Raw genomic sequence first — 26027 nt, forward strand, 5'->3', positions numbered from 1 at the left:
TTCCGCCGACAGGGGGCCAGACTGAGAGGCACAGGTGCCGGGGTTCTGTGCGACGAAAATCCAGGTATCCGAGACGAAAGTCCAGGTCCACGCGGTGATGTTGTCCAGACCATTGACATGCAAGCGACAGGATGTTGAATTCGGTGATGTTGTGTTGCGCGACTCTGGTGACTTGAGTGACCGATGGAGGATCTGTGACGCCTCGCCCACCCCGTCTCACCGCAATGGCCGCGGTGGCGGCCCTGTTCGCCGGTGGTCTGCTGACCGCCGGACCCGTCGCCCAGGCGGCCGGCGGCAGACCGGACGGCGCCCCGGTCCGGGCCCAGGACGCCCCGGCCATCACGCCCACCCCGCAGTCCGTCAGGAACCGGTCCGACCGGATCACGATCACCCCCACCGTCACCCTGGTCACCGGGGGGACAAGCGACGAGCCGACGCTCGGCGTGGTGACGGCGGCCCTGCGCGAGGCCGGCGCGCAGCGGATCGTGCGTGCCACGCAGCCGGCCCGTAACGGGCTCAACGTCCACATCGGCGACGCCGGCGCACTGGCGGACCTCAAGCTCGAAGGGCCTTCCGAGCTGCCCGCCGACGGGTACGTCCTCGGTATCGGGGCGGGCCGCATCGTCCTCGCCGGCAAGGACGCCACCGGGACCTACTACGCCGCGCAGACCCTGCGCCAGATCCTGCCGCAGCGGGCGCACCCGGGAGCCCGCGTCGCAGGAATCGCGGTGCGCGACTGGCCAGGCACCGCGCTGCGCGGCGTCATCGAGGGCTTCTACGGCACCCCGTGGTCCCACGAGGCCCGCCTGGACCAGCTCGACTACTACGCCGAGCACAAGATGAACATCTACGTGTACTCGCCCAAGGACGACGCCTACCTGCGCGAGAAGTGGCGCGACGCCTACCCCGCCGACCAGCTGGCGCAGATCAAGGACCTCACCGACCGGGCGGTTCAGCGGCACGTCGAGTTCACCTACGCGCTCTCACCCGGCCTGTCGGTCTGCTACAGCTCCGACGCGGACGCAAAGGCGCTCGTCGACAAGTTCCGGACGATCTGGGACATCGGCGTACGCACCTTCGCGGTGCCGCTCGACGACATCAGCTACACCGACTGGAACTGCGAAGCCGACAAGGCGAAGTGGGGGACGGGAGGCGGTGCGGCGGGCGCCGCGCAGGCCTACCTCCTGAACAAGGTCAACCAGGAGTTCATCGCCACCCACCCCGGTGCCGAGCCGCTCCAGATGGTCCCCACCGAGTACTACAACGTCACTCCGTCCGCGTACAAGACGGCTCTTTCCGAACAGCTCGACCCCGACGTGCTGGTCGAGTGGACCGGTGTCGGCGTGGTGGCGCCGACCATGACGGTGGCTCAGGCCGACGCGGCACGCAAGGTGTTCGGCCACCCGATCCTCACCTGGGACAACTACCCGGTGAACGACTACGCGACGAACCGGCTGCTGCTCGGCCCGTTCAACGGCCGGGAGAAGGGGCTGCCGGGCCGGCTGGCCGGGATCACCGCCAACCCGATGATCCAGCCGTACGCCTCGAAGCTCTCGCTCTACACCGTCGCGGACTATGCCTGGAACGACGCGGCGTACGACGCGCGCACCTCGTGGGGCAGGGGACTCAAGGAGTACGCCGGCGGCGACGCCCGCACCGAACAGGCCCTGCGCGCCTTCGCCGACGTCAACTACAGCTCGGCGCTCAACACCGAAAAGGCGCCGGAGCTGTCGGCCGCGTTCGCCCGCTACTGGGAGTCCGGTGACGCGAAGCGGCTCACCTCGGTGCTCGTCGGCCTCGGCGCCGCCCCGGCGCGGCTGCGCGCGGACCTTCCGGACCGCGGCTTCATCGAGGACGCGGGCCCGTGGCTGGACGCCACCGAGTCCTGGGCGACCGCGGCCCGCACCGCCCTGAGCATGGTCGAGGCGGCGCGCGCCGGAGACGGCGGCCGGGCCTGGGCGCTCCGTCAGCAACTGCCCGCGCAGGTCGAGCGCGCGAAGTCGTTCACGTACACCGGGCTCGGCGGCGGCAAGGTGCCGGTCCTCGTGGGTGACGGGAAGCTGGACGGGTTCATCGAGGCGGCCACCGCCGAGCACGACCGGATCCTCGGTGTGAGCGGCCGGCCCACGGCGTCGACGAGCCTCGGCACGTACCAGAGCAACACCCTCGCCCGGATGCTCGACGGGGACGACTCCACCTACTTCTGGAGCGACGGGGCGCCCGCGGCGGGCGACCAGCTCACCATCGACCTCGGACAGGCCCGGGACATCGGCGACGTCACCCTCGCCATGGGCAAGCCCGGCAGCACCGAGGACTACCTCCACGCGGGCGTGCTGGAGTACTCGGTGGACGGGCGGAACTGGACCACGCTCACCGGGTTCTCCCAGAAGCCGGAGGTCACCGCGACGGTGCCCGCCGGCACCGAGGCCCGCTATGTCCGGGCCCGCGCGACCGCCGGACAGAACAACTGGGTCGTCGTCCGTGAGTTCCACGTGGCGACCACGGACGGGGAGATCACGGGCAACCCGCCCGCCGCCGGCGGATCGGCGCTGCGCTCGGCGGCCGACGGCGACCCGGCCAGCGTGTACCGGGCGGCGCGCGCACCCGAGGCGGGCGAAACGCTGGAGGTGGGTCTCGTCGCCGCGCGTGCGGTCGGCTCGGTCACCGTCCTCCAGCCGGCCGGTTCACGGGCCGTGGCCGACATCCAGCTGCGCGACGCGGACGGTAGCTGGCAGACCATCGGCACGCTCGACGGGCCGTACACGAGCGTGGACGCGGCGGGCCGGACCGCCGACGCGGTACGCCTCGCCTGGCACAAGGGCTCCGCGGCGCCCGCGATCGCGGAGGTCGTGATCGGGAAGTAGCCCGCAGCACGGACTCCGTGCGCCCGGCGCCGCCGCACCTCCAGGGCGGGGCCGGGCGCACACCCATGCCGGCGCCCGGCCGAATCGGTCGCCCGCAGGTTGTTCCCACAGGGGCAAGCGACCGCTTAGTATGCGGCGGAGCAGTGGTAATGCCGACAGTGTTGTGGAGGCCCCTCATGCAGGCATGGCGAGTGCACCGGAACGGCGAGCCGAGCGAGGTGATGCGGCTCGAAGAGACGGACCGGCCGACGCCCGGCGACGGGCAGGTGCTCATCGAGGTGCTCGCGGCGAACATCAACTTCCCCGACGCGCTGCTCTGCCGCGGCCAGTACCAGGTACGGCCCCCGCTGCCGTTCACGCCCGGGGTGGAGATCTGCGGCCGGACCGAGGACGGGCGCCGGGTGCTCGCCACCCCCGCCCTGCCGGACGGCGGCTTCGCCCAGTACGTCGTCGCGGACGAGACGACGCTGCGGCCGGCTCCGGACGGTCTCGACGACGCCGAGGCGGCGGCCCTGCACATCGGCTACCAGACCGGCTGGTTCGGACTGCACCGCCGGGCCCGTCTCCAGGCGGGCGAGACCCTCCTCGTCCATGCCGCGGCAGGCGGCGTCGGCAGTGCGGCCGTCCAGCTCGGCAAGGCCGCCGGTGCCACCGTCATCGGTGTGGTCGGCGGCCCCGAGAAGGCCAAGATCGCCGCCGAACTCGGCTGCGACCTGGTCATCGACCGGCGCACCGAGGACATCGTCGCCGCGGTCAAGGAGTTCACCGGCGGCCGTGGCGCCGACGTGGTCTACGACCCGGTCGGCGGCGACGCGTACGCCAAGTCCGTGAAGTGCATCGCCTTCGAGGGCCGGGTCGTCGTCGTCGGCTTCGCCAGCGGCGTCATCCCCACCCCCGGCCTCAACCACGCCCTGGTGAAGAACTACTCCGTCGTCGGTCTCCACTGGGGCCTGTACAACACCAAGGACCCGCAGGCCGTCCGTGACTGCCACGAGGAGCTCACCCGGCTCGCCGCGCAGGGCGTCATCAAGCCGCTCATCAGCGAGAGGGTCCCGATGGACGGGGCGGCGGCCGCCGTCCAGCGCGTCGCCGATGGCACCAGCACCGGCCGCATCGTGGTCCTCCCGTCAGGAGCCGCCCGATGACCGCCCCCGACGCCGCGGAACTGCGCCGCCTCACCCGGGAACTGCTTGCCGCGCACCCCCCGGCCACCACGGACCCCACCGACTTCCTCAAGGCGCGCTTCGACGCCGGACTCGCCTGGGTGCACTACCCGGCCGGACTCGGCGGCCTCGACGCGCCGCGTTCCCTCCAGCCCGTCGTCGACGCGGAACTCGCCGCGGCGAACGCCCCGGACAACGACCCGCGCCGCATCGGCATCGGCCTCGGCATGGCTGCCCCGACCATCCTCGGCTTCGGCACCGACGAGCAGAAGCAGCGCTTCCTGCGCCCCCTGTGGGTCGGCGAGGAGGTGTGGTGCCAGCTCTTCAGCGAGCCGGGCGCCGGCTCCGACCTGGCCGCACTCGGCACCCGCGCCGTACGGGACGGCGAGGACTGGGTGGTCGACGGGCAGAAGGTCTGGACGTCCAGCGCCCATGTGGCACGCTGGGCGATCCTCATCGCCCGCACCGACCCGGACGTGCCCAAGCACCGCGGCATCAGCTACTTCATCTGCGACATGACCGACCCCGGCGTCGAGGTGCGGCCACTGCGCCAGATCACCGGCGAGGCCGAGTTCAACGAGGTCTTCCTCACCGGGGTACGCATCCCCGACAGCCGCCGCCTCGGGGCGGTCGGTGAGGGCTGGAAGGTCGCGCAGACGACCCTGATGAACGAGCGCGTCTCCATCGGCGGGTCCCGTATCCCGCGCGAAGGCGGCATGATCGGCCCCATCGCGCAGACCTGGCGCGAACGTCCCGAACTGCGCACCCATGACCTGCACCAGCGCCTGCTGACCCTGTGGGTCGAGGCCGAGGTCGCCCGCCTCGCCGGCGAACGCCTGCGTCAGCAGCTCGTCGCCGGACAGCCGGGACCCGAGGGCTCCGGCATGAAACTCGCGTTCGCCCGGCTCAACCAGGAGATCAGCGGCCTCGAGGTCGAACTGCTCGGCGACGACGGGCTGCTGTACAGCGACTGGACCATGCGGCGCCCGGACCACGTCGACTTCACCGGACGCGACGCCGGCTACCGCTACCTCCGCTCCAAGGGCAACTCGATCGAGGGCGGTACGAGCGAGGTACTCCTCAACATCGTCGCCGAACGCGTGCTCGGTCTGCCCGCCGAGCCGCGCAACGACAAGGACGTCGCGTGGAAGGACCTCTCCCGATGACCGCACAGGCCGCACCGACCGAACCGGCCAAGGCGCCGGACCTCCTGTACTCGGAGGCCGAGGAGGACCTGCGGGCCGCGGTCCGCTCCCTGCTCGCGGACCGGGCCGACGCGCCGACGGTGATCGCCGGCACCGAGTCCGACACGCCGTACGACGCGCAGCTCTGGAAGTCCCTGGCGACCGACATCGGAGCCGCCGGCCTGCTGGTGCCCGAGAAGCTCGGAGGACAGGGCGCGACCCCTCGCGAGGCCGCCGTCGTCGTCGAGGAGCTCGGGCGCAGCGTCGCCCCCGCGCCCTACCTGACCAGCTCCGTCGTCGCCACCGAGACGCTGCTGGCGCTCGGTGCGCAGGACGGGGCGGTGGGCGGGCTGCTGGCCGAACTGGCCGCGGGCCGCAAGGTCGCTGTGCTCGCCGTGCCCTTCTCCGCAGCGGCGTCCGACACGCCGGTGGTGACCGGCTCGCTCGACGGAACACTCGGACCGGTCGCCGACGCGGCCGCCGCCGACGTGTTCCTGGTCCCCACCACCGACGGCCTCTACGCCGTCGCCGCGGACGCACCCGGTGTCACCGTCCGGCCGCTCGTCCCGCTCGACCTCACCCGCCCGCTCGCCACCGTCACCCTCACCGGTGCCGCCGGCACCCGCCTCGCGGACGCCGGCGCGGCGCGGTCCGCGGTGGACCGGGGGCTGCTGGCCGGTGCGGGGCTGCTCGCCTCCGAACAGCTCGGACTCGCCGAATGGTGCCTGACCGAGACCGTCCGGCACACCCGGGAGCGCCACCAGTTCAACCGCCCGGTCGGGTCCTTCCAGTCGCTGAAACACCGCATGGCGCAGCTCTGGCTGGAGGTCGTCTCGGCCCGGGCCGCGGCACGGAACGCCGCCGACGCGCTGGCGACGGGCAGTCCCGACGCGCCGTTGGCGGTGGCCGTGGCGCAGGCGTACTGCTCCAAGGTCGCCGTCCACGCGGCGGAGGAGTGTGTCCAGCTGCACGGCGGCATCGGGATGACCTGGGAGCACCCCGCGCACCTGTACCTGAAGCGCGCCAAGGCCGACGCGAACGCCTTCGGAACGGCGGGCCGTCACCGCGAGAGCGTCGCCGCCCTGATGGAGCTGCCGGCACCGTAGCGGCACCCTCCGGACGCCCAGAGCCGGGTGCGTGTTCGGGTACCCGTCGTCCGGGTACCCCGGGCGGAGGTGCGTGTTCGGGTACCCGTCGTCCGGTTACCCCGGGCGGAAGTACGTGCTGAGGTACCCGTCATCCGGATACACAGGCCGGAGGCACGTGCTCACGTACCTCGCGGCCGGAAACCTGAGCGGAGGTACGTGTGACGTACCTCCGCTCAGGTCCGGACAGCGGCGGGCCCGTTTTCGTGTGGATCCGGTCACGGCGGGCGGAACGAGGGCTGACGGGCCGGCGGCGATCGAGCCAACTCTGCCCGTCCGCACCCCGGTTGCGGCGCGGCGCTTCCATACTCGGTCGCGTCCGCCCGTCCGGCACGCCTCGCAACCGGGAGATTCCATGGCGTTCCCCACCCGCCGCCGCGTCGTCACCACCGCCCTGGCCACCGCGGCCGCGGCCGCCCTCGTACCCCATCAGCCGGCCACCGCGAGTGAAGCCCCGCGCGCCCGCACCGGCGTCCCGGGCCCCCGGCCGCTGCTCCGGGCGCACGCGCACAACGACTATCTGCACCCCCGCCCGCTCCACGACGCGCTGGCCCAGGGATTCACCAGTGTCGAGGCCGACATCTTCCTCGTGGACGGTGAGTTGCTCGTCGCCCACGAGGCCACCGGCATCGACCCCGCCCGCACCCTCTCCGCGCTCTATCTCGATCCGCTGCTCGCCCGGGTCCGGGCCAACCACGGGACCGTGTTCCGCGGCGACCGCACACCGGTCCAACTGCTGATCGACATCAAGACGGACGGCGCGGCCGCCTACGCGGAACTCGACCGCCAACTCCGCCGTCACCGCCGGATGCTGACCTCCTACCAGCACGGCCGGGTGCGGCCCGGAGCCGTCACCGCCGTGATCTCGGGCGACCGGGCAGCCCGCGCCCCGATGGAGGTCCAGCGCACCCGGTACGCCTTCTACGACGGCCGGCTCGACGACCTCGGCACCGCGGCCACGGCCTCGTTCATCCCGCTCGTCAGCAGCAGCTGGACGGGGACCTTCGGCTGGCTCGGCGCCGGCCCCGTCCCGCCCGCCGAACGGGACACCCTGCGTGCGATCACCGCCGCCGCGCACGGTGCGGGGCAGCGTGTGCGCTTCTGGGCCACACCGGACGTCCCCGGACCCGAACGCGATGCGGTCTGGGCGGAGTTGCTGGCCGCCGGCGTGGACCACCTCAACACCGACGACCTCGCGGGACTGGCCCGCTTCCTCCGCGCCCACGACCGGCCCACGCGGTAGACCGCCGCACCGGGACCGGCCCGCCGCAGGCGTACCCGTTTGGCGGACACGCCAGTGCGCCGGATGGCTCCTCCGCTACGCCAAACTGACGCCGAATGCCGCAATTCCGGCGCGGCGGAGGAGGTTGGCCATGGCCATTTCGATCTCACTGGTGCTGCTTCTGCTGATTCTCGCGGTGATCTTTCTCCGTAGCGGCGGACTGAAGGTCTCGCACGCCCTGGTCTGCGCCCTCCTCGGGTTCTTCCTCGCGGGCACGAGCATGGCCCCCACCATCCAGGAAGGCATCACGGCTACCGCGGACGTCGTCAGCAGCATCAAGCCCTGACCTCGTGGGCGGCGGCGCGGCCACTGCCGGTTCCGGCTCCGGTGTCGGCGGCGACGCGGCGGACGGGTGCCGCGGTGCCGCTGTTCACGGCGTGATCGCTCGACCCTGCCGCCGGGGGCGAGGTCACGCAGTGGCCCGCAAGCGGGCACGAACGGTCCGGGCAGGCGCCGGAACATGATCATTACGGGCAAGGGCTTGCATCGTGCCGCCATGGGGTGACTAGGGACATCCAGGTGTGAAACGGTCCGGTGGGGCATGGGCCGGGTCGGACCGTTGCCCCGCCCGGACCGGGAACGTCCGCCGGGCTTCGCACCGAGCCGGGACCCGGAGAGCGCCAGCCATGTCATTCCCTGCGTTCGGACGTGATCCGGGAGCCGCCCATCACGAGCACTGCCGAAGCAGCCGCTGCTGCCGGTGTCAGCAGCGGCCCTGGACGACCGTCGCCGGAAGCGAACGCCTCTGCGGACTCTGCGCCTCCTGCTGCCGGGAATGCGGCCGGGCGCCCGCCCCGCACGTGGACGGTCTCGACCACGGGCTCTGCGGCGACTGCCGCGGACTGTGCGGCCGCTGCGGTACGCCGCTCGCGGCCGACGGCGACTGCCAGTGTCCGCGATGGCAGCGGCCGGGAGGCGATCCGGTCGGCTATCTCCTCCATGCGCTGCCGCCGCCGCTCATACGTGAGTTCGGCGGCCGCTATCCGGGCGAACTCGTGGCGCTGATCCGGCGGGAGCTCGGCAGGCGTACCCCCGACCAGCTCCTGGACCGGGTCGAGCGCCGGTGGAACGCCCGCTGGTCCCACACGCTGCAGGAGAAGGACGAGGAAGGACGCCGCCGACAGCCCTGGGAGATCGCCGAACAACTGCTCAGGCCGGGACTCTGCGCCGAGGCGGGTTGCGAGGACGGCCGGCTGATCACCAACGACTCCCCGTGCCCGCTCTGCGCTAATCCACTGCACCGTTTCGTGCCGGCCCAGGCCGACCGCAGGGCCGCCTCGGACCGGGCCAGGACCACGGCGGCGGCCATTAGGCGCGAAATGCTCAACCGGCGTACCGGCGGGCGGCGATGAGCCCCGGCCGCGCACCGCGCGGTGGCATTGCGCCCGCGTGAAGCGTCCATGAAACACCCAGCGTTTCCATGGACACCTCAAGGACCTCGCCCTAGCGTCGGTCGGCGGCGCGCCCCCGCCCCCGACCGAGGAGTCCGATGTCCCCGCACCCCAGAAGCAGACCCTCCCGAGCGCTTGCCGTGGTACTTGCCCTCTGCGCCTCGGCGCTCATGGTCGCCGGTGCGCCTGCCGCCGCGGCCGAGATACCCCGCGCCCCCGGGCACCGGCTGGTCAGTGACTACACGGGTGGCCCGGCCACCGCTGCGCCCGTTCCCGGGCAGGCCCCGCCCCAGCACCCGTTCCTCGCGCCGAACGGCCGCAGCGGCATGCACGCCGACGCGGCGGGCAGCGGCACCCACCCCTACTCGGGTCCGCTCGGCCGCGACCCCGAGGTCAGCAGCGAACAGATCGCGCCGCTGGGCGGTGAGTGCGCCACCGCCACCTTCGACGCGGCGGGCCGGCTGATCACGGTGTGTGGCACGTTCACTGGATTCCTGCTCAAGCTCCTGGACCCACGCACCCTCGACACCCTCGCCGAGTACGCGCTCCCGCAGCGCTCCTCGACCGTCGAGGCCATCACCCGGCTCGACTTCTCGAAGATCTTCAAGGACACCTCGGGCGGCGCCTACTTCTACCTCGACAACCAGGACCGGGTGGTCCTCGCCGACTCCCGCCAGCACATCCAGCGGATCGCGCACGAACAGGCGGCCGACGGCAGCTGGCGATTCACCGTCGTCGACGACTGGGACCTCACCGGCCAGGTGCCGCACGACTGCGTCAGCTGGACGAACCTCTACCCGAGCGGGACCTGCGACCCCGTCACCTCCGTCATGCCCGACTGGCAGGGCCGCGTCTGGTGGGTGACCCGGCTCGGCCGCGTCGGCACCGTCGACCCGCGGACCTCCGTGATCCGTTCCGTGCAGCTCACCGGCGAGGAGATCCAGAACTCGTTCTCCGTCGCCGAGGACGGCGTCTCGATCGTCACCGATCACGCGCTCTACAGCTTCGCGGCCGCGCCGGACGGCACACCGCGCGTCCAGTGGCGGCAGACCTACGACCGGGGGACCGGCACCAAGCCCGGCTCGGTCAACCAGGGTTCGGGCACCACCCCCGACCTCTTCGGCGACGGGGACGACTACGTCGCCATCACGGACAACGCCGACGACCGGATGAACGTCCTCGTCTACCGCCGCGCCCCGGGCGTCCCCGACGACCGCCGGCTCGTCTGCAAGGTTCCGGTCTTCGGCTCCGGAGCGTCCACCACCGACAACTCCATGATCAGCTGGGGCAACAGCCTCGTCGTCGAGAACAATTACGGCTACGAGAACGTCGGCACGCTCCTCCTCGGCCGCAGTGTCGTCGGCGGAGTCGCCCGCATCGACGTGCGGCCCGACGGAAGCGGCTGCGACACGGTCTGGGAGAGCGCGGTCCGCTCACCCTCCACCGTGCCCAAACTGTCCACCGCCAACGGCCTGCTCTACTTCTACGAGAAGCAGCCCAACGCGCTCGGCATCGACGCCTGGTATCTCACAGCCGTCGACTACCGCACGGGGGCGCGCCGTTGGTCGAAGCTCACCGGTACAGGACTCTCGTACGACAACAACTGGGCGCCGGTCACCATCGGTCCGGACGGCACGGCCTACGTCGGGGTCTTCAACGGCATCGTGGCGGTCCGCGACACCGAGTGACGCGGGGCCGAGGCGGCCCGGGCCGGCTACTCCGCGGCGGGTTCCCCCGCCGCGTGGTCCGGTCCGGGCAGGGCCGTCGGAACCGTGGCGGCCTCGCCTCGCCGGACGGCTTCGACCGCCGCCTCGTGCAGCGAACGACTGGCCTCCTCCGTCGGACAGGGCACAGGACTTCCCGACATCGTGAACCAGTCGGCCGCATCCGTGTACTGCACAGTGATCTGCGCCGTGCCCTCGGCCCAAGTGGTGTGGACGGTCAGGTCGCCGGACAGCGGCCCGACCTCCTCGGTGAGCACGCCGCCGTGCCCCGAGTAAACTCCGCGTGTCGTCCAGGACGCCCAGGTCATGCCTCCAGGCTCGCACCAAAGCCGGGGTATCGCGACCCATGGGTGACAAGTCCCCGAAACGCACGCGCCGTAGGGCTCCGGCCACAGGTCCGGCGGGCGAACCTCCGGTGGACTTGAACGAAATTTTTCGAGCGGCCACACTGCGGTTCCCGCAGTGGCCTATCCCGTTGCCCTGACACGATCTTGACGTAAAACCGTTGGTGGATGATCTCCAGGCGACGAATTCCGAAGGAAAACTGCTATTGACCTGCGGAACGCGTCGGTATTGCATGACGCGCTGGGAGCACCGGAACCATTCCTCACCCCTCGTCCGGAGGCGATACCGCTCCCGCGCTCTGACACCGCACCTGTTGATCGGAACCCGACTCGATGACCGACACGCTCAGCGCTCCACAGGCACTCGCCCCCGCGACCGGACCCACCCCGCAGAAGCTCAAGCGTTCCATCGGCGTCGTCGGGGGGACCCTGCTCACGCTCTCCTGCGTGACTCCTGCCTCCACCCTCTTCGTGGTGGTTCCGGACCTGTTCGCCGGCCTCGGCACCTACACGGCGCTCACCATCGCCATCGGTTCGCTGCTCTGTATCGCGGTGGCCTTCTGCTACTCGGAGCTGGGCACCCTCATCCCCAGCGCCGGCGGCGAGTACGCCATGGTGTCGACGATGGCGGGCCGGCTCGCCGGCTGGCTCGTCTTCGTGCTCTCCCTGCTCGTCGTCATGATCGTGCCCCCGGTCATCGCCATGGGGACCGCCGACTACCTCGCACCCCTCGTGCACATCCCCGCCTCCCTCGCCGGGGCGGGCGTCATGCTGCTCGCCACCCTCGCGGGCCTCCTCGACCTGCGCGCCAACGCCTGGATCACCGGCATCTTCCTGGTGCTGGAGGTGATCGCCGCCGGTGTCGTGGCGGTCCTCGGGTTCGCCCACTCCGAGCGGGGCGCCGACGCGCTCGTGCACGGTTCCGTCGCCTCTGCGGGCGGCACGAGCTCGACCGTCACCGCCATGATGGTGGTCTCCGGGCTGGCCATCGCCCTCTTCATCACGCAGGGCTTCTCCACGGCCGTCTACCTCTCCGAGGAGCTGGAGGACCCGCGGCGCAACGTGGCCCGTACGGTCCTCGCCACGCTCGCGATCTCGACCGCCGTCATCCTCGTTCCCGTCATCGCCATCACCCTGGGCGCCCCCGACCTCGCGGCCCTGACCTCCGGCGACCTCAGCGGCATGGTCGAGGCGTGGTCCAACTCGGCCGTCGGCACGTTCGTCAGCCTGTGTGTCGCCCTCGCCATCATCAACGCCGGCATCGTCATGGTCATCCAGAACTCCCGGGTGCTGTTCGCCTCCGCCCGGGACAAGGCGTGGCCCGCCCCCGTCAACCAGGCCCTGTCCCGGCTCGGCCGCTTCGGCTCGCCGTGGGTGGCGACGCTCCTCGTGGGCATCCCGGGAGCGGCCCTCTGCTTCGTCAGCCTCGACACCCTGTACGGGGTGACCGGCGTCTCCGTCACCGCCATGTACCTGCTGGTGGCCGTCGCCGCGCTGCTCTGCCGCCGCGGCACCCACCGCGACGCACCCGCGTGGCGCATGCCGCTCTGGCCCGCGGTGCCGGTGCTGCTCATCGTCGTCCTCGCCTACATCCTGACCCAGCAGGAGACCGAGTACCTGCTCTGGACCGGCGGAATCACCGCGGTCGCCACGCTCTACTGGGCCCTGTACCTGAGGCCCCGCCGCGCGACCCGATGGCTGGTGAGCATCCCCGAGGACGAGCAGGTCTGAGACAGGTTCTCCGGTGATCGGGTGACACCGGGCGGTGGCACGTCATGCCGGACCGGCCATGCGGTTAGGCATGCGGGCATGACATGTGACTCCCCACCTGAGAAGACCGGATTCCTCCGCACCCGGCGCCTGCGCGCCACCGGCGCCGCAGGCGTCCTCCTGGCCGCCGCCCTGCTCACGGGCTGCGGCCAGGACAGCGGCGACACCTCGACGGGCACGGCCACCTCGGAGGCCGCGCGTGCCGTCCCGGAGCGGACCACCACGCCCTCGTACAGCGCGAGCAAGAGCGCGTCGGCGAGCGCCGCGATGACCCAGGACCAGAAGGACCGCAAGAAGCTCCTGGACTCCGCCAAGATCACCTACGACAAGGCCGTCACGACGGCCGAGGGCGCCGTCAGCGGCGGCAAGGTGGTCGATCTCGACCTGCGGGGCCCGGGCAAGTCGGACGACGACACGGACCGGGAGAGCGCGTCGCCCAGCGCCAGCGCCTCCCCGTCCGGGACCGCCTCGCCGTCCGGCAGCGCGAGCGCCTCCCCGACCTCCACCGGCGCCTCGCCGAGCGAGGCCTCCGCCTCGCCGGCCGCCACCGGCCCGGAGTGGGTCGCGACGGTCGGCGTCACGGACGGCACCGAGCACACCGTGCGCATCGACGCCGTCTCCGGCAAGGTCGTCAAGTCCACCGAGGACACCGATCAGGACGCCGAGGACAAGAGCCGCACGGCCGGCTGGGTCGCCAAGGCGAAGCAGACCCCGCAGCAGGCGGCCAAGGCGGCGACGGACAAGAAGAAGGGCACCGTCACCTCCCTGGAACTCGACGAGAACGACAAGAACGTCCTCGTCTGGTCGGTGGACGTCGTGGACAAGAGCTGGAACGAGACCACGGTGGACGTGGACGCGGCCACCGGCTCCGTCACCGGCGAGGAGACCGACACCGACTGACCCGGGCCCGGCCCGGAACCACCGCACACACGAAATGCCCCCGGTTCGCACGGACCGGGGGCATTCCTGCGCACTGTACGAACCGGTGCCCTGCCCAAATCAGACGGACTCCGTGTGCGCCTCCCGCGCTTCGCCGGCTTCCGGAGACGGTGCGGCGAACTGTGTCCGGTACAGCTCCTCGTACCGGCCGCCGGCGGCCAGCAGCTCGGCGTGGGTCCCGCGCTCGACCACCCGGCCCTCCTCGACGACGAGGATCAGGTCCGCCGCACGCACGGTCGACAGCCGGTGCGCGATCACCACGGCGGTCCGGCCCTCCAGCGCCTCGGCCAGGGCCTCCTGCACGGCCGCCTCCGACGTGGAGTCGAGGTGCGCGGTCGCCTCGTCGAGGATGACCACCCGCTGGCGGGCCAGCAGCAGCCGGGCGATCGTCAGCCGCTGACGCTCGCCGCCGGAGAGCCGGTACCCGCGCTCGCCCACCACCGTGTCGAGGCCGTCGGGCAGGGAGGCCACCAGGCCGTCGAGCCGGGAGCGCCGCAGCGCGTCCCAGATCTCGTCCTCGGTCGCCCCGGGCCTGGCCAGGGTCAGATTCGCCCGGACCGACTCGTGGAAGAGGTGCCCGTCCTGGGTGACCATCCCCAGCGTCTCGCGGATCGAGGCGGCGGTCAGATCACGTACGTCGACACCGCCGAGGCGTACGGCACCGGAATCGACGTCGTACAGCCGGGGCAGCAACTGCGCGATCGTCGACTTGCCCGCACCGGACGAGCCGACCAGGGCCACCATCCGGCCGGGCTCGGCACGGAAGGAGACCTCGTGCAGGACCTCCGTACCTCCGCGGGAGTCGAGTGTCGCGACCTCTTCGAGCGAGGCGAGCGAGACCTTGTCCGCCGACGGATACCCGAAGGAGACACCGTCGAACTCCACGGACACCGGACCCTCCGGCACCTCGCGCGCGTCCGCCTTCTCGGCGATCAGCGGCTTCAGGTCGAGGATCTCGAAGACGCGCTCGAAGCTCACCAGCGCGCTCATCACCTCGACCCGGGCACCCGCCAGGGCCGTCAGCGGGGCGTAGAGCCGGGTCAGCAGCAGGGCCAGGGCCACGACCGCGCCCGGCTCCAGGCTGCCCCGCAGCGCGTAGTAGCCGCCGAGCCCGTAGACGAGCGCCAGCGCGAGCGCCGAGACCAGGGTGAGCGCCGTGATGAACGTCGACTGCGCCATGGCCGTACGGATGCCGATGTCACGGACCCGGCTCGCCCGGGCGGCGAACTCGGCGGACTCGTCATCGGGCCGCCCGAAGAGCTTGACGAGAGYGGCACCGGGGGCCGAGAACCGCTCGGTCATCTGCGTGCCCATCGCCGCGTTGTGCGCGGCCGCCTCGCGCTGCATCCGCGCCATCCGGGAGCCCATCCGGCGGGCGGGCAGGACGAACACCGGAAGCAGGACGAGGGCGAGCAGGGTGATCTGCCAGGAGATGGTCAGCATCACCGTGAGCGTCAGCAGCAGGGTCACCACATTGGACACCACGCCGGACAGGGTGTTGCTGAACGCCCGCTGCGCCCCGATCACGTCGTTGTTCAGGCGGCTGACCAGCGCGCCGGTGCGGGTCCGGGTGAAGAAGGCGACCGGCATCCGCTGGACATGGTCGAAGACGGCCGTACGCAGATCCAGGATCAGGCCCTCGCCGAGCGTGGCCGACAGCAGACGGGTCAGCAGACCCAGTCCCGCCTCCGCCACCGCGATGACGGCGATCAGCAGCGCGAGGCGCGTGACGGTGCCGCTCTCCTTGCCCTGGACGATCGCGTCGACCACCCGGCCGGCCAGCACCGGAGTCGCCACCGCCAGCAGCGCCATGACGATGCTCAGCAACAGGAAGCGGTAGAGCTCCCGCCGCCGCGGCCGGGCGAAGGCGGCGATCCTCCGGACGGTGGCCCGGGAGAACGGTCTGCGGTCCTGTTGCGCGTTCATCGCGCTGTGCAGCGACGACCAGGCGGTGACTTCCATACTCATGCGGTGCCTCCGGGGTGCGAAAAAGCGTGGGCGGCTCCCGGTGGCCGGACACGGGCCGGGGCGCAGAGAGAACGCTATGAGCTCAAGCGGACTTGAGGTCAACACATTTCCGCGGTGGGGCGGCGCGAGAGCGGGGAGGTGGACGGCCCCGGGCCCCTGGATTCCGGTAAGAGTGCAGGTCGGCGGGGTGCGCGCCCAATACCCGGTGCCGTCTGCGGCGGTGCGGGCAGACCACGTAGAATCGGCCCCTGTTTCCGGCCGAACGATGGCAAACACAACCGATTGAGGCAGTGCGACGTGAGTTTCACCGACAGTTCCGAGGCACCGATCTACGCCGGACTCGTGGAAGAACACGGGGATGTGCCGGCCGAGGTGCGCCGGGTGGCGGAGGAGACGCTGCGCGAGGCCGACCGGGCCATCGACTTCAGTGACGTCCGCAGGGCCGCGGCCTACCGCTAGGGCGTCCCGGCGACCGGGCGGTGAGCCGCGGCTCCGGACGCCCTCCGGACCGCCGCGCGACGCTCCCTCCCGGGCACCCTGAATTCCCTCGTCACGGCGGGGCACGACCCCCCGTGTCCCGCCGCTGTCACGACGCCTCGTACTGCGGACCCGGCTCTCCCGTCGGAGCATGGAACGAACAGTCGGCGACGACATCGCGACGAAGGGATGCCGGATGGGTGGTGAACGGCATGAGCCGCCGCCGGACGGGTTCGAGGCCGAGCTGGACCAGATCGATGCCCTGAACAGCATGGAAGCGCCCCGGGCCGCTCCGCGGGACCCGCAGGCGCCCGCCGACGGGACGGAGGAGGCCAGGCGGCGCGACTCCCGGCTGCTCTCCGCAGGACACGCCGTCGCCGAGGCGGACTCGCTCGACGACGCGCTGAAGCTCGTTGCCGCCCTGTACGCCCCCGAATTCCCGCTGGACGGCCAGAGTGTGTTCGGTCTCGGCGAGGGGACCCTGAACGTGCTGGGGCAGTACGGCTTCCGGCCGGGCGGAGCCGACCGCGGGTTCCGGATGCCGATGACGACCGGCTACCCGGCCGCCGAGGTCGCCAGAACCGGCCGGGCCGTGTACCTCGCCTCCCAGGAGGAGTACCGCCGCCGCTTTCCGGCGACCTGGCACATGTCGGCCCGCAAGAGCCGCGAGGCGTGGGCGTTCGTTCCGCTCGTGACCGCCGGACGGATCACCGGAGTGTGGCTGGCCGCCTTCCGCGCACCCGTGGAGTTCGACGACGCCGAGCGCGCGCTGCTGACCCTGACCGGACGCATGCTCGCCCAGGTACTGGAACGCGCCCGGGCCAGCAGGGCCGAACTGGAACTCTCCCGCGGCCTGCGCCGCAGCATGCGCACGGACGGCCCCGCCATGACCGGACTCAGCGTGGCCACGCGCTATGTGCCGACCGGGGGAGGGCTCATGGTCGGCGGGGACTGGTACGACAGCATCGACCTGCCCAACGGCCGGCTGGCCCTCGTCATCGGCGACGTCCAGGGACACGATGTGCACGCCGCCGGCCTGATGGCCCAGCTGCGTACCGCCGTGCACGCGTACGCCGCGGAGGGGCACGGCCCGGATGCCGTGCTGGCACGCGCCTCGCGCTTCCTGACCACCCTCGACGAGGACCGGTTCGCCACCTGCCTCTACATCGAGGCCGACCCGTCCACCGGCGACCTGCACATCGCCCGGGCCGGCCATCCGCACCCGGTGCTGCGCACACCCGACGGCACCTGCCTGATCAAGCACATCAGCGGAGGCCTGCCGCTGGGCCTGATGCCCGGCGAGGAGGACTACCCCGTCGACATCGTGCGGCTGCACGACGACGAGGTCCTCATGCTGTGCACGGACGGGCTGATCGAGAACGGCGGCCACGACATGTACACCGGCTGGGTCCGGGTGCGCGACGCGTTCTCGCCCGGCCCGGTCGAGGACCTCGAAGGCATGGCCGACCGACTGATGGCGGCCGTCCTCAGTGCCGAGCCGCGCGCCCGGGAGGGCGACACCGTACGGGACGGCGACGACATCGCCCTGCTGCTCCTGCGCCGGGACCCCGGGCAGTCGCGGGCGGAGGTCAGCCGGCGCCGGCTGATGCTGACCGTGGGCCAGGACCAGGGCGAGGGGCTCTCCGAGGCCAGGGCCCAACTGAAGGCGCTGCTGCACGACTGGGCGCGGCCGGACCAGGTGGACACCGCGGTGCTCCTGACCACCGAGCTCCTCGGCAACGTACTCGTCCACACCGACCAGGACGGCGCCCTCAACGCGTACGTCACCGGCGAGACCGGCCATCGACGGCTGCTTGTCGAGGTCATGGACCGGGGCGACGAACTGCCCCATCAGCGCACCCCCGGTGAGCTCGCCTCGTCGGGCCGGGGGCTGATGCTGCTCGACATCCTGGCCGACCAGTGGGGCGTGCGCCCCGAACCCGAGGGAAAGACCGCCTGGTTCGCGCTCACCGAAGCGCCGCCCGCGGACGCCGGAGACACCACCACGGACTGACGCCGAGGCGCCGCGTTTTCGCCGCACACGGAGAACGCCCCGCCGCACACGGGGAGCTCCCCGTCGCACGCAGAGAACGCCCACCCGCACACAGAGAACGGCCCGTCGCACGCAGAGAACGCCCACCCGCCGGGGAACGGCACGGCACGCCGTGAAGCCACTGGGTGATCATGCGGATACCCTGTGTCACCTCTGCTTTGATCGTCAGCATCGAGGGGACCCTGAATGCACCGCATGCGCACCGTACTTGCCGCTCTCGGCATCACTGCCGGACTGATCACGGCACCCGCGGCCGGCGCGGCCGCGAAGCCGGAGGGGCCGACGGCCGGCGCCGCGGCCCGGCACGAGCCCTGCACCGGCGAGTTCCGTGACGACGCGCGCCTCGGCCCGAAGTGGCTGCCGAACAAGAAGCTCGCCCCGGTCGGCCCGCTCCTCAAGGGCTACCAGCGCACGGGAGACCTCTCCCCGCAGGCCTTCCTGAAGAAGTACTGGGAAGGGCCCGCCGACACGGGCAGCTGGAAGTATCCGCCCAACGACGGCTTCGGTGAGGTCAACGGCGAGATCGACAAGGAGCCGGTGAAGCTCCGCTCCGGCCAGCGTCTGGACCGTTTCGGATCCGAGTACGGCGCCTACCTGGCCCCGGCCGGTGACGCGTACGCGGAGCGCGCGCTGCCTCCGCAGAACCTCAACACCCGGGACGCGGCCGTCGCCTGCGACTACCGCGTGTACAAGGTGGCCAAGCCGTTCTGGGTGTGGCAGGGCAGCATCGCGCCGTGGTTCGAACAGCCCGGCGGCGGGCAGCAGATCAAGCTGGACGCCGTCTTCCTCGACCCGGGCGAGGGGCAGCGGCTGAACGTCAAGTGGCTGCTGGAGCACGGCTTCCTGACCTCCGCCGGCGCGTAACGCGTTCGTGGACCGCCGGGAGTTGAGGGACGCGTTGCGTGCCGCGGGTGTGGCCGACGGCTACTACCGCATCGAAGGAGTCCACGAACCGGTCCCCACCCCCACCGACTTCCTGTTCCTGAGGCAGGCGTCCGACGGGGGGTGGGAGACCGGTGCGTACGAACGGGGCGCGTACGAGGTGATCGCCCGTCATCCCGGTGAGGCGCAGGCGTGCGCGCATCTGCTCAGGTTGCTCCTTCCGTAGGCCGGCCCAGTTCGCTGAGGTGTTCCTGTCAGAAGTGTTGACAGGTTCCCTCGGCGGCTGGCTTCATGAGCAACGCCTATGGGAGCGCTCCCATGTGATTGCGGTGCCGGCGCCCCCACCGACGTACGGAAGGGATTGTTCCGTTGCGCTCGCTCACTTTCGCCGACCTGCGAAGACGACTCCGAGGGGCCGGCAGCGGCCCGTCCGCCCACCGGCCCGGCCGCCCCGGCGCCATCGCTCTGGCCCTCGCGCTCGGCGCCGGCCTGCTGCTTCCGTTCTCCCTGCCGGGCGACGCGGCGGCCGCACCGGCCTTCGACTACGGCGAGGCGCTGCAGAAGTCGGTGCTGTTCTACGAGGCGCAGCAGTCGGGCACGCTGCCCGACACCAACCGGGTCGGCTGGCGCGGTGACTCCGCTCTCGACGACGGCAAGGACGCCGGTCTTGATCTGACGGGCGGCTGGTACGACGCAGGCGATCACGTCAAGTTCGGCCTGCCGATGGCCTTCTCCACCACCATGCTTGCGTGGGGCGGCGCGGAGCAGGAGGACGCCTACGCGGCCTCGGGCCAGCTTCCGTACCTGAAGAACAACCTCCGCTTCGTCAACGACTACTTCCTCAAGGCTCATCCGTCCCCGAACGTCCTCTACGGGCAGGTGGGCAACGGCGGGGACGACCACAAATGGTGGGGGCCGGCCGAGGTGATGCCGATGAAGCGGCCCGCCTACAAGATCGACGCCTCCTGCCCCGGTACCGATCTGGCCGGTCAGACAGCCGCTGCCCTGGCCTCCTCGTCCATGGTGTTCGCCGGCAGTGACCCGGCGTACGCCACGAAGCTGATCACCCACGCGAAGCAGCTGTACGCCTTCGCGGACACCTACCGCGGGAAGTACAGCGACTGCATCACCGACGCGCAGGCGTACTACAACTCCTGGAGCGGGTACAACGACGAGCTGGTCTGGGGTGCGATCTGGCTGTACAAGGCCACCGGTGACGCCTCGTACCTGGCCAAGGCCGAGTCGTACTACGACAACCTCTCGACCGAGCCGCAGAGCAGCACCCGCTCCTACCGCTGGACGCTCTCCTGGGACGACAGCTCCTACGGCGCGTACGTGCTGCTCGCGCAGCTGACGGGGAAGCAGAAGTACGTCGACGACGCGAACCGCTGGCTCGACTGGTGGACGGTCGGCGTCAACGGGCAGCGGGTGGCCTACTCGCCCGGCGGCCAGGCCGTGCTGGACAGCTGGGGGTCGCTGCGGTATGCGGCGAACACCGCCTTCGTCGCGCTGAGTTACTCCGACTGGCTGACCGACACCACGCGCAAGGCCCGCTACCACGACTTCGCCGTCCGCCAGATCGACTACGCGCTCGGCGACAACCCGCGCAAGTCGAGCTACGTGGTCGGGTTCGGCACCAACCCGCCGACCAAACCGCACCACCGCACCGCCCACGGTTCGTGGACCGACCAGATGAACAACCCCGTGGAGAGCCGGCACACGCTGTACGGAGCACTGGTCGGCGGCCCCAGCGCGGCGGATGACACCTACACCGACGACCGCTCCAACTACGTGAACAACGAGGTGGCCACCGACTACAACGCGGCCTTCACCGGGGCGCTGGCCCGGCTCTACGGCGAGTACGGCGGCGCCCCGCTCAGCGGATTTCCGCGGCAGGAGACACCGGACGGGCCGGAGATGTCCGTCCAGGCCTCGGTCAACGCGGCGGGGAGCAACTTCACCGAGATCAAGGCGTATCTGGTCAACCGGTCCGCCTGGCCGGCGCGCGCCCTCACCGACGCGTCCATGCGTTACTACTTCACTCTGGAGCCCGGAGTCACGCCGGGACAGATCAGCTTCACCACCAACTACAACCAGTGCGGTGAGGTGACCGGTCCCACGCACGAGGCGGGCGACGTCTACTACGTGACCGTGGACTGCTCCGGTACGGACATCGCCCCAGCCGGTCAGTCCGCGTACCGCAAGGAGGTGCAGTTCCGGGTCACCTCGGCCGGGGCCTGGGATCCGGCGAACGACTGGTCCTACCCCTCATCGGCCACGACCCCCGGCACCACTCCGGTGGACGCGCCGCACATCGTGCTGCTGGAAGGCGCGGCGCCGCAGTGGGGGAGCGCGCCGGACGGGACAGATCCGGAACCGACCCCGGACCCCACCACSACCCCGGATCCGACTCCGACCCCGACGCCCGACCCGACGGATACGCCCGGCCCGGCAGGCTCCTGCGCGGTCACCTACCGGGTCAGCCAGTCCTGGGGCAGCGGATTCACGGCCGACGTCTCCGTCCGGAACACCGGGACGGGCCCGGTCGACGGCTGGCAGCTGGGCTTCGCCTTCGGCGGGGCTGAGACGGTCACGAACGCCTGGAACGCGACCGCCACCCAGACCGGCTCCCGCGTCACGGTGAAGAACGCGACCCACAACGCCCGGATTCCGGCGGGCGGCACCGCCTCCTTCGGATTCCAGGCCACCGGTGCTCCGGCACAGGCGCCGTCCTCCTTCACCCTCAACGGGACGGAGTGCGGCTGAGCCACGAGGCGGTGCGGTGCTGTCCCGGCGCGGCCGGGACAGCACCGCACCCCGCAGGCCGGCACACCTGGGAACCCACGCCCGCCTCTTCTCCTCGTCCGCGTCCCCCTGGGGAACGCGGCCCTCGGACCGGCCGGTCTCGCGCACACCGGCTCCATGACCGGTCGCGGAGACGGCGCGCGCCTCACCCGTGATCCCCCTGCTGGTGGCCCCGGCACGGGGTGATGGAACGATGCGTGCATGCGACAGCTGAGCGAATTGACTGACGTGGACGATCCTGCGTGGCCGGTCCTCCAGGACGCGTTCGCCGGAAGTCCGGTGCCGGTGGAGGTGCTGCCCGGCGATTCCGGGCAGGGCCGCGCCTGTCTGCTTCAGTTGCAGGTCGGCGCGCGATCCGCGCTCGGAGCCCTCGTACTGCACTCCGGCGGCCTCCTCGTGGACCATGGATGGGTGCGTGTCCTCGGAGGCGCACCGGGCGGCGCTGCGGGTCTCCCCGGTCTGGCCCGCGTCAATCGCTTCCCGGCCGCGTTCGACGCCGCGTGGCGCCCGAGCGACGCCCTGGTCGTCGGCCACGATGTCCTGGGCGGGGTGTTCGCTCTCAACGGCCATGATCCCGCAGCCTGCGGCCGTCCGGGTGCGCCCGGGCAGATGCTCTACTTCGCGCCGGACTCCCTGGAATGGGAGGCGATGGAGATGGGCTACGGAACGTGGCTGACCTGGCTGCTGTCGGGGCGGCTGGAGCAGTTCTACGACGGGCTCCGGTGGCCCGGCTGGCAGAGCGAGGCACAATCGCTCGAGTTGTCCCAGGGAATCGCCGTCTACCCCTTCCTGTGGTCGAAGGAAGCGCAGGACGATCCGGCCGCGACCACGAGGACGCCCGTTCCCCTGACCGAATTGCTCGGCCTGAGCGGTGAGTTCTGCGGGCGGCTGGGGCTGGGCGACCCCGGATTTCTCGGTTCGCTTCCCTCGGAGGGGCACGCATGAAGATCGTCGACGCGAACGTCGTCGTCACCGGTCCGGGACGCAACTTCGTCACCCTGAAGCTGACGACCGACGAGGGCCTCACCGGCCTCGGCGACGCCACGCTCAACGGGCGTGAGCTGGCCGTCGTCGGCTACCTCCGCGACCATGTGGCGCCCCTGCTCACCGGCCTCGACCCGCACAGGATCGAGGACACCTGGCAGTACCTGTACCGCGGCGCGTACTGGCGGCGCGGGCCGGTGACCATGGCCGCGATCGCCGCCGTGGACGTGGCGCTGTGGGACATCAAGGCGAAGGCCGCCGGTCTGCCGCTCTACCAGTTGCTGGGCGGCGCGAGCAGGGACCGCATCGGCACCTACGGACATGCCAACGGGCGCGACATCCCGGAGCTCCTCGACTCGGTACGGGCCAGGCTCGCCGAGGGCTACCCCGCCGTCCGCATCCAGACGGGCATTCCCGGGCTCAAGGCCGTGTACGGCGTGTACCACCGGGACGACGACGGCGAGACGGTCGCCCATCAGCAGGCCCGCCCCCTGGTGGAGGACTGGGACACGGACGCGTACCTGCGCCACACGCCGGCCGTCTTCGAGGCGGTCCGCGCGGAGTTCGGGGCCGCGCTGCCGTTGCTCCACGATGCCCATCACCGCCTCACCCCGGTCCAGGCGGCGCGGCTCGGCAAGGACCTGGAGCCGTACCGGCCGTTCTGGCTGGAGGACTGCACCCCCGCCGAGAACCAGGAGGCGCTGCGTCTGGTCCGCCGCCACACCACCACACCCCTCGCCATCGGCGAGGTGTTCAACACCGTGTACGACTACCAGTCCCTGATCACCGAGCAGCTGATCGACTACGCCCGGTCCGCCGTCACCCACTTCGGCGGCGTCACACCGCTGCGCAAGCTCTTCGACTTCGCCGCCCAGTACCAGGTGAAGAGCGCCGTCCACGGACCGGAGGACATCTCGCCGGTCGGGATGGCCGCGGCCGTCCACCTCGACCTCGCCGTCCACAACTTCGGCATCCAGGAGTACGCGGGCCACAACCCGCTGACCCAGGAGGTGTTCCGGCACGCGTACACCTTCACCGACGGGTACCTGCACCCGGGCGAGGCGCCGGGCATCGGTGTGGAACTGGACGAGGAGGCGGCGGCCGCTCATCCGTACGAGCGGGCCTATCTTCCGGTCAACCGGCTCCGGGACGGCAGCGTCCACGACTGGTGAGCCGCGGAGCGCCGCCGGCCGCCTGGGCCGCTACGGGTAGGCGGGCTGAAGGCCCGCGTACACCCCTTCCCGGGCGATGAGTTCGTCGTGCGTGCCCACCTCCGCGATCCTGCCGCCCTCCATCGCCACGATGCGGTCGGCGCCTTGGATCGTGGAGAGCCGGTGGGCGACGACGAAGACCGTACGGCCGTGCACGAGCCGCGAGAGGGCTTCCTGCACGAGGGCCTCGGAGCGGTTGTCCAGTGCGGACGTGGCCTCGTCGAGCACCAGCACCCGCGGGTCGCGGATCAGCGCCCGGGCGATGGCGAGGCGCTGCTTCTGACCGCCCGACAGCCGTGCCCCGCGCTCCCCGACGACCGTGTCGAGGCCGAGCGGCAACTCGTTGACGAACTCCAGCGCGTTGGCGTCCGTCAGCGCGCGTATGAGGGTGGCCTCGTCCGTGTCACCCATGCCGTACGTGACGTTCTCGCGGATGCTGCCCTCGAAGAGGATCGACTCCTGCGGGACCACGGACAGGAAGCGCCGGTAGCTGCGCAGATCGAGTCCCGCCATGTCGGTGCCGTCGAGCATGATGCGGCCGGACGTGGGCCGGATGAAGCCGATGAGCAGGTTCAGGACGGTCGATTTGCCCGCGCCCGAAGCACCGACCAGCGCGATGGTCTCGCCCGGCCGTGCGGAGAGGGTGAAACCGTTGACGGCGGGTGCCGCGTCCTCGTAGGCGAAGCCGACGTCCTCGAAGTCGATCCGGCCGGTGACGCGGTCCACCTGCGCCTTGCCCGCGTTGTGTTCGAGGTCGGGCGCCTGGAGCACCTCTCCGGCCGAACGCACCGATTCCAGCCCCTTGGTGAGGATGGGGGCCAGCCCCAGGAGCGTGGTCACCGAGCCGGTCAGGACGGTGAAGAACGCGCTCAGCATCACGACGTCGCCGGGGGTGATGGGCATCCAGCCGTGGTAAGCGACCAGCGCGGACCCGGTCAGACACAGCACGCCCAGCGTGTTGAGGATGACCCAGGCCAGGGAACCGAAGCGGCCGTTGATCACGTCCAGGCGCAGACCGGCCGCGAAGACCTGGCGCAGCGAGCCGTCGACCCGGCCGAGCGCCGTGCGCTCCAGTCCGTGGGCGCGGGTGATGGGGATCAGGGTCGTCATCTCGCCGACGCGGGAGGAGAGCTGTTCGACCTCGCGCCGGAAGGACTCGTTGTGGCTGCGCAGCCGGGCGCGCAGTTTCATCACGAGGAATCCGGCCGCGGGCACCACGATCAGGAAGACCGGCAGGAACGCGGGCACCCGCACGCCGATGACGACCAGACCGCCGACGAGCGTCACGACGGCGCCGAGCCCCATGTCGGCGCTCTGCTGCATCATCTGCTCCACCGACTCCACGTCGCGGACCACCTTGGCCTGCAGGACGCTCGAACTGACCCGTGAGTGATAGCCGATGGACAGCTGCTGCATACGACGGCACAGCGCCGAGCGCAGGGTCGTGCCCATCCGCCGGATGCTGCCGCCGAGGCAGCGTACGTACCACTGGTGGAGCGGGTAGTTGATCACGAGGATGAACAACAGGATGCCCGTGGCCCTCCAGAGCCGGGATTCCGGGCCGTGCTGGACGACGACGTCCAGGACCGTGGCGGTGATCAGGGGGAGCAGCCAGATGGGGCTGTGCTTCACGACGAAGATGACGACCGCGAGCGCGAGCCGCCCGCGGTCGGGCCGGAAGAGGTAGCTGAGCGTGCGGAACGGGTGCTCGCCGCGGTAGCGGTGGTCGAGGTGGTCAAGAGGCGCCAGGGGTTCGGCGGAAGGTTGGGAAACCGCTTTCTGCATGGTGTCCATCCCACCCCGCTCCCGCCGTCCGGGGCAACTCCGTTCCACGGACAGGA

Annotated in this window: 20 protein-coding genes; 17 read left to right on the forward strand and 3 right to left on the reverse strand. The window is 71.2% G+C overall.

Translation table 11 applies throughout. The features are described 5' to 3' along the window. The first annotated feature begins 194 nt into the window (after positions 1 to 194). The 8 genes from EAO72_RS01230 (at position 195) to EAO72_RS01265 (ending at position 10717) form a co-directional block, all read left to right on the forward strand. Positions 195 to 2864: a beta-N-acetylglucosaminidase domain-containing protein gene (locus tag EAO72_RS01230; protein WP_148015301.1), complete on the forward strand. Its 2670-nt coding sequence runs from the start codon at positions 195 to 197 to the stop codon at positions 2862 to 2864. Between the two features lie 176 nt (positions 2865 to 3040). Further along, the gene (locus tag EAO72_RS01235; protein WP_148015302.1) at positions 3041 to 4009 is read left to right on the forward strand and encodes an NADPH:quinone oxidoreductase family protein; all 969 of its coding nucleotides are present in this window, start codon (positions 3041 to 3043) and stop codon (positions 4007 to 4009) included. Next, positions 4006 to 5193, forward strand: a complete 1188-nt coding sequence (locus tag EAO72_RS01240; protein WP_148015303.1) for an acyl-CoA dehydrogenase family protein — start codon at positions 4006 to 4008, stop codon at positions 5191 to 5193. The genes EAO72_RS01235 and EAO72_RS01240 overlap by 4 nt, the downstream gene beginning before the upstream one ends. Continuing rightward, positions 5190 to 6317: an acyl-CoA dehydrogenase family protein gene (locus EAO72_RS01245; RefSeq protein WP_148015304.1), complete on the forward strand. Its 1128-nt coding sequence runs from the start codon at positions 5190 to 5192 to the stop codon at positions 6315 to 6317. The genes EAO72_RS01240 and EAO72_RS01245 overlap by 4 nt, the downstream gene beginning before the upstream one ends. A gap of 394 nt (positions 6318 to 6711) precedes the next feature. Continuing rightward, positions 6712 to 7599: a phosphatidylinositol-specific phospholipase C/glycerophosphodiester phosphodiesterase family protein gene (locus tag EAO72_RS01250; protein WP_148015305.1), complete on the forward strand. Its 888-nt coding sequence runs from the start codon at positions 6712 to 6714 to the stop codon at positions 7597 to 7599. A 130-nt stretch (positions 7600 to 7729) separates the two neighbouring features. Then, a complete protein-coding gene (locus tag EAO72_RS01255) occupies positions 7730 to 7924 on the forward strand; it encodes a hypothetical protein (protein WP_148015306.1) in 195 nt (64 codons plus the stop codon). 514 nt (positions 7925 to 8438) lie between these two features. Next, positions 8439 to 8990, forward strand: coding sequence for a hypothetical protein (locus EAO72_RS01260; protein WP_315986279.1), 552 nt, complete (start codon positions 8439 to 8441; stop codon positions 8988 to 8990). Positions 8991 to 9127: 137 nt separating this feature from the next. Continuing rightward, positions 9128 to 10717: a hypothetical protein gene (locus EAO72_RS01265; RefSeq protein ID WP_148015308.1), complete on the forward strand. Its 1590-nt coding sequence runs from the start codon at positions 9128 to 9130 to the stop codon at positions 10715 to 10717. Between the two features lie 26 nt (positions 10718 to 10743). Here EAO72_RS01265 and EAO72_RS01270 read toward each other — a convergent pair whose 3' ends face one another. Beyond that, complete coding sequence (locus EAO72_RS01270) at positions 10744 to 11061, reverse strand: hypothetical protein (protein ID WP_148015309.1); 318 nt, start codon at positions 11059 to 11061, stop codon at positions 10744 to 10746. Between the two features lie 369 nt (positions 11062 to 11430). Here EAO72_RS01270 and EAO72_RS01275 point away from each other — a divergent pair, with 369 nt between their 5' ends. Together EAO72_RS01275 and EAO72_RS01280 are read left to right on the forward strand one after the other, a co-directional pair. Next, positions 11431 to 12828: an APC family permease gene (locus tag EAO72_RS01275; RefSeq protein ID WP_148015310.1), complete on the forward strand. Its 1398-nt coding sequence runs from the start codon at positions 11431 to 11433 to the stop codon at positions 12826 to 12828. A gap of 78 nt (positions 12829 to 12906) precedes the next feature. Further along, positions 12907 to 13767, forward strand: a complete 861-nt coding sequence (locus tag EAO72_RS01280) for a PepSY domain-containing protein (RefSeq protein WP_148015311.1) — start codon at positions 12907 to 12909, stop codon at positions 13765 to 13767. A 99-nt stretch (positions 13768 to 13866) separates the two neighbouring features. Here the strand turns inward: EAO72_RS01280 and EAO72_RS01285 are convergent, their stop codons facing one another. Further along, on the reverse strand, positions 13867 to 15774 hold the full coding sequence (locus tag EAO72_RS01285; protein ID WP_148015312.1) for an ABC transporter ATP-binding protein: 1908 nt from the start codon (positions 15772 to 15774) through the stop codon (positions 13867 to 13869). A gap of 297 nt (positions 15775 to 16071) precedes the next feature. Here EAO72_RS01285 and EAO72_RS41745 point away from each other — a divergent pair, with 297 nt between their 5' ends. The 7 genes from EAO72_RS41745 to manD all read left to right on the forward strand — a co-directional run bounded on the left by EAO72_RS41745 (position 16072) and on the right by manD (position 24147). Further along, positions 16072 to 16233 carry a hypothetical protein gene (locus EAO72_RS41745; protein WP_187284885.1) on the forward strand — a complete coding sequence of 54 codons (162 nt, stop codon included), beginning with the start codon at positions 16072 to 16074 and terminating at the stop codon, positions 16231 to 16233. 169 nt (positions 16234 to 16402) lie between these two features. Further along, positions 16403 to 18265 (forward strand): ATP-binding SpoIIE family protein phosphatase, encoded by a 1863-nt coding sequence (locus EAO72_RS01290; protein WP_261991262.1) that lies wholly within the window; start codon positions 16403 to 16405, stop codon positions 18263 to 18265. A 225-nt stretch (positions 18266 to 18490) separates the two neighbouring features. Beyond that, a complete protein-coding gene (locus EAO72_RS01295; protein WP_148015313.1) occupies positions 18491 to 19168 on the forward strand; it encodes a TNT domain-containing protein in 678 nt (225 codons plus the stop codon). A gap of 7 nt (positions 19169 to 19175) precedes the next feature. After that, entirely contained in the window at positions 19176 to 19412 is a 237-nt protein-coding gene (locus EAO72_RS01300) for a hypothetical protein (RefSeq protein ID WP_148015314.1), read from the forward strand. A 143-nt stretch (positions 19413 to 19555) separates the two neighbouring features. Beyond that, on the forward strand, positions 19556 to 21952 hold the full coding sequence (locus EAO72_RS01305) for a glycoside hydrolase family 9 protein (RefSeq protein ID WP_261991263.1): 2397 nt from the start codon (positions 19556 to 19558) through the stop codon (positions 21950 to 21952). A gap of 240 nt (positions 21953 to 22192) precedes the next feature. After that, on the forward strand, positions 22193 to 22936 hold the full coding sequence (locus tag EAO72_RS01310) for a DUF2625 family protein (protein WP_148015315.1): 744 nt from the start codon (positions 22193 to 22195) through the stop codon (positions 22934 to 22936). Further along, positions 22933 to 24147: a D-mannonate dehydratase ManD gene (manD, locus tag EAO72_RS01315; protein ID WP_148015316.1), complete on the forward strand. Its 1215-nt coding sequence runs from the start codon at positions 22933 to 22935 to the stop codon at positions 24145 to 24147. Before EAO72_RS01310 ends, manD begins: the two co-directional genes overlap by 4 nt. A 30-nt stretch (positions 24148 to 24177) precedes the next feature. Here the strand turns inward: manD and EAO72_RS01320 are convergent, their stop codons facing one another. Next, on the reverse strand, positions 24178 to 25971 hold the full coding sequence (locus EAO72_RS01320; RefSeq protein WP_148015317.1) for an ABC transporter ATP-binding protein: 1794 nt from the start codon (positions 25969 to 25971) through the stop codon (positions 24178 to 24180). Positions 25972 to 26027: the final 56 nt, after the last annotated feature.

Origin of the sequence: Streptomyces sp. OR43 (genome assembly GCF_008042275.1) — a bacterium.
In the GTDB taxonomy this organism is placed as follows: Bacteria; Actinomycetota; Actinomycetes; order Streptomycetales; family Streptomycetaceae; genus Streptomyces.

Bases quoted from the DNA above. Each gene is read 5' to 3' on its own strand.
- EAO72_RS01235 (WP_148015302.1), top strand. From the start codon at position 3,041: ATGCAGGCATGGCGAGTGCACCGGAACGGCGAGCCGAGCGAGGTGATG.
- EAO72_RS01240 (WP_148015303.1), top strand. From the start codon at position 4,006: ATGACCGCCCCCGACGCCGCGGAACTGCGCCGCCTCACCCGGGAACTG.
- EAO72_RS01245 (WP_148015304.1), top strand. From the start codon at position 5,190: ATGACCGCACAGGCCGCACCGACCGAACCGGCCAAGGCGCCGGACCTC.
- EAO72_RS01250 (WP_148015305.1), top strand. From the start codon at position 6,712: ATGGCGTTCCCCACCCGCCGCCGCGTCGTCACCACCGCCCTGGCCACC.
- EAO72_RS01255 (WP_148015306.1), top strand. From the start codon at position 7,730: ATGGCCATTTCGATCTCACTGGTGCTGCTTCTGCTGATTCTCGCGGTG.
- EAO72_RS01265 (WP_148015308.1), top strand. From the start codon at position 9,128: ATGTCCCCGCACCCCAGAAGCAGACCCTCCCGAGCGCTTGCCGTGGTA.
- EAO72_RS01270 (WP_148015309.1), bottom strand. From the start codon at position 11,061: ATGACCTGGGCGTCCTGGACGACACGCGGAGTTTACTCGGGGCACGGC.
- EAO72_RS01275 (WP_148015310.1), top strand. From the start codon at position 11,431: ATGACCGACACGCTCAGCGCTCCACAGGCACTCGCCCCCGCGACCGGA.
- EAO72_RS01280 (WP_148015311.1), top strand. From the start codon at position 12,907: ATGACATGTGACTCCCCACCTGAGAAGACCGGATTCCTCCGCACCCGG.
- EAO72_RS01290 (WP_261991262.1), top strand. From the start codon at position 16,403: ATGGAACGAACAGTCGGCGACGACATCGCGACGAAGGGATGCCGGATG.
- EAO72_RS01295 (WP_148015313.1), top strand. From the start codon at position 18,491: ATGCACCGCATGCGCACCGTACTTGCCGCTCTCGGCATCACTGCCGGA.
- EAO72_RS01310 (WP_148015315.1), top strand. From the start codon at position 22,193: ATGCGACAGCTGAGCGAATTGACTGACGTGGACGATCCTGCGTGGCCG.
- manD (WP_148015316.1), top strand. From the start codon at position 22,933: ATGAAGATCGTCGACGCGAACGTCGTCGTCACCGGTCCGGGACGCAAC.
- EAO72_RS01320 (WP_148015317.1), bottom strand. From the start codon at position 25,971: ATGCAGAAAGCGGTTTCCCAACCTTCCGCCGAACCCCTGGCGCCTCTT.